Source organism: Vibrio sp. HENC-03 (assembly GCF_000305755.2).
Lineage (GTDB): Bacteria > Pseudomonadota > Gammaproteobacteria > Enterobacterales > Vibrionaceae > Vibrio > Vibrio owensii.
Map to the genome: position 1 here is coordinate 1 of NZ_JH976068.1, position 212 is coordinate 212.

Here is a 212-nt window from a genome sequence, read left to right on the forward strand (position 1 = left end):
CCAGTGACTTTACCGCTGGTCGTCGATGCGGTCAGCTCAACGCTTTCAGCGCTCTCAGTCACCGCATCGTCTTTTACTTGAAGGTAAACTTTGAGCTCCGTTTCCCCTGCTGTGATCTTCAATTCATCGGCCGTGATTTCACGGTAGCCACCATTGCCATCAGCAACAAGGTACTTAGCGTCGTAGTCAACATCAGAAGTCGCGGTACCATC

At 51.4% G+C, this 212-nt stretch carries 1 pseudogene; it reads right to left on the bottom strand.

What is annotated here, in order from left to right:
* Window positions 1-212: pseudogene (locus tag VCHENC03_RS27730) on the bottom strand (hypothetical protein); the annotation flags it as partial.